Genomic DNA, 2,592 nt, shown 5'->3' on the forward strand with positions numbered 1-2,592 from the left:
CTTGCGCTTTTTGTTCTTGCCAATTATTGGATAATTTAATTACGAAGGAATGATCATTCATTAATATGAGTATAAGCAAACAAGATATAGTCTCTTACATTGATACTTTTGTGCTGGAAAATCGACAGTCAATCTCAGAAACTCCTAATACTATCAAGAAGAAAGAAATCGAGTCATATTTTGAAGTATATGCTGCAGAAAAAGGAATTGCCTTCGAAAAAAACTCAGAATCTACTAAAACTATTTACACTCTTACCGTCGAAGGAAGAGAGACGATTGTGGAATTTTTCTATAGATATAGCCATTACTATACTAGACATTCAGTAATTCTTAAGTAATTCTGCTGTTCCTTTGGGAGCAGCTTTTTTAGTTTTATGCATTCGAAGGTATTGAAATCATCATAATATTATAGGATAATTTTGTCATTGTTGTAAAAGGGGTGTGGAAATGGAGAAGTCATTTAATCGTTTTCTTGATGAATATTTAGAAGTTTTGAGAAATTCTTCCTTGCCAGAATTAAAGTTGCTGATTTCACGTGAATACCGGGCAAGGGAAGTTACAGAAGGGAAAATATCTGATTTCGGGTATGATGATTCGATCAGAGGGTGGGAGCAGGGTTTCGATTTTGTCAAAGGAAATGAGGCAAGATGGGAATTAACTGTAATAGACAGGATAAAGATAAGAGAGCATGAGGTAATGGCAATCATTCTTGCCAGCCTGGTCATCAACGGAAAACAAATGGAGACTGGTAATCTCTTTTTTCAGACTTTTACTAATGACTTTGGCTGGAAGCTTATTAGAAGTTATATAGAGGCTGGAATTCCTGTCAACCAGTTTTAGTTGGCAGAATCTTATAAAATGCTTAATATAAAAACTCTAGGGAGGATACACGGTGAACATCGCAGTAAAGGCTTTATTAATCACCATCGGGACACTTTCAATAACCCTGGGAGTGATTGGAATAGTGATTCCTCTTTTGCCGACCACACCGCTGATATTACTTGGGGCAGCCTGTTATGTAAAAGCGTCTGACGAACTTTACCAAAAGCTAATCAAAAATAAATGGTTAGGCGGATATATAAAGGATTTTCGTGAGAAAAACGGAATTACCTATAAAAATAAGGTGTTAAGTCTTAGCCTGATGTGGATTTCGATATTGGGAACGATCTTATTTTTTGAAATCAATTTTTGGCTTGCTGCTGTCTTGATTGTTATTGCTGTTACGGTAAGCGCCTATATCTTATCTTTTAATACTATTTGAAGCAGATAGAAATCACTCCTTTTAAACGAGAAAATCGGGTGATTAAACTTATTTGCTTCAATCGCATAGATAAAATCTGTATCATTTGGAAAACATACTTAATATCCGATTCTTGACATAAACAGCTTTAATTTATACAATTATCTCGAATTCAAGATATATTTATACGGGGGTTAGTGGTTTATACAGAAGGCAGGTGCACAACAGGATGAAGAAAAAAACAACTGGTATCCACCATATTTTTGCAATTGTAGGGAATGGCGAGATCTTATTCGAAATAGCAACTGATCCCCCAGGCTTTGCCATGGATGAATCTCATGATAGGATGGGGGAAAGGCTCATGCTTCCGCTACATTATGAGAAATATCGTGCAGAGCTTGAAGCATCACTAGATCCAATTGAAGTAAAAGAGTTAGATATATAACTTTTTTTAAAATGTTAGGAGAGTTGAAATGAAACATATTTTTAAAAAAGGAACAAATACATCCAAACCGACTTTATTATTGCTGCATGGGACAGGTGGGAATGAAAATGATTTGCTCCCATTGGCAAACATGATTGATCAGGAAGCATCTGTTTTGAGCGTTCGCGGGAATATCCTTGAAAATGGAATGCCGCGTTTTTTCAAAAGGCTTGCTGAAGGTGTGTTTGATGAAGAAGACCTGGTTTTCCGCACACATGAATTGAATGAGTTCTTAGATGAAGCATCGGAAGAATACGATTTTAGCCGCGATAATATTGTTGCGATTGGTTACTCAAATGGTGCCAATATTGCTGCTAGTCTGATTTTCCATTATAAGAATGCCCTAAAAGGAGCAATCCTCCATCACCCAATGGTGCCTAGAAGAGGGATTGATCTTCCGGAATTGTCAGGTACTGATGTGTTTTTAGCTGCTGGCAAAAATGATCCAATTTGTCCCGCACATGAGTCAGAGGAATTAAAATCACTGTTGTCTAACGCTAATGCCAGTGTAGAAATGCATTGGGAGAACAGCGGGCATCAATTGACACTAAGTGAGGTAGAGGCCGCCCGGGATTGGTATACAAACAGATTTTAATTTTAACCATCAGCAGGTACTACCTTGTGGTAATATTGCTATCGGACTGTTAACAACCTCTTGAAAACGGAGCTTATTTACAGTTTTTATTATTACTATCTACTTGTATAGAGATTTAAAGCCATTTCACGTGTAAAAGGGCTTATGTATATGTTCATCGAATATGTAGTAATATGCAGAAATAAAATTATAGGATAGACAAAATTTAATGTTCATGGAGTAGTACATAAGGCACTAAATATAATGAAAAATGGGTCAGAGTTTCTGGTGTCC

Annotated in this window: 3 protein-coding genes and 1 pseudogene; all 4 read left to right on the forward strand. The window is 36.5% G+C overall.

Translation table 11 applies throughout. The features are described 5' to 3' along the window. Positions 1–447 precede the first annotated feature (447 nt). Entirely contained in the window at positions 448–840 is a 393-nt protein-coding gene (locus JCM21738_RS21515) for a hypothetical protein (RefSeq protein WP_023614110.1), read from the forward strand. 52 nt (positions 841–892) lie between these two features. Beyond that, complete coding sequence (locus JCM21738_RS21520) at positions 893–1,261, forward strand: YbaN family protein (protein WP_023614111.1); 369 nt, start codon at positions 893–895, stop codon at positions 1,259–1,261. A gap of 256 nt (positions 1,262–1,517) precedes the next feature. After that, positions 1,518–1,685 (forward strand): annotated as a pseudogene (locus tag JCM21738_RS21525) (ring-cleaving dioxygenase); the annotation flags it as partial. A 28-nt stretch (positions 1,686–1,713) separates the two neighbouring features. After that, positions 1,714–2,319, forward strand: coding sequence for an alpha/beta hydrolase (locus tag JCM21738_RS21530; protein ID WP_023614113.1), 606 nt, complete (start codon positions 1,714–1,716; stop codon positions 2,317–2,319). Positions 2,320–2,592: the final 273 nt, after the last annotated feature.

Source organism: Mesobacillus boroniphilus JCM 21738 (assembly GCF_000517385.1).
Taxonomy (GTDB): Bacteria; Bacillota; Bacilli; order Bacillales; family Cytobacillaceae; genus Mesobacillus; species Mesobacillus boroniphilus.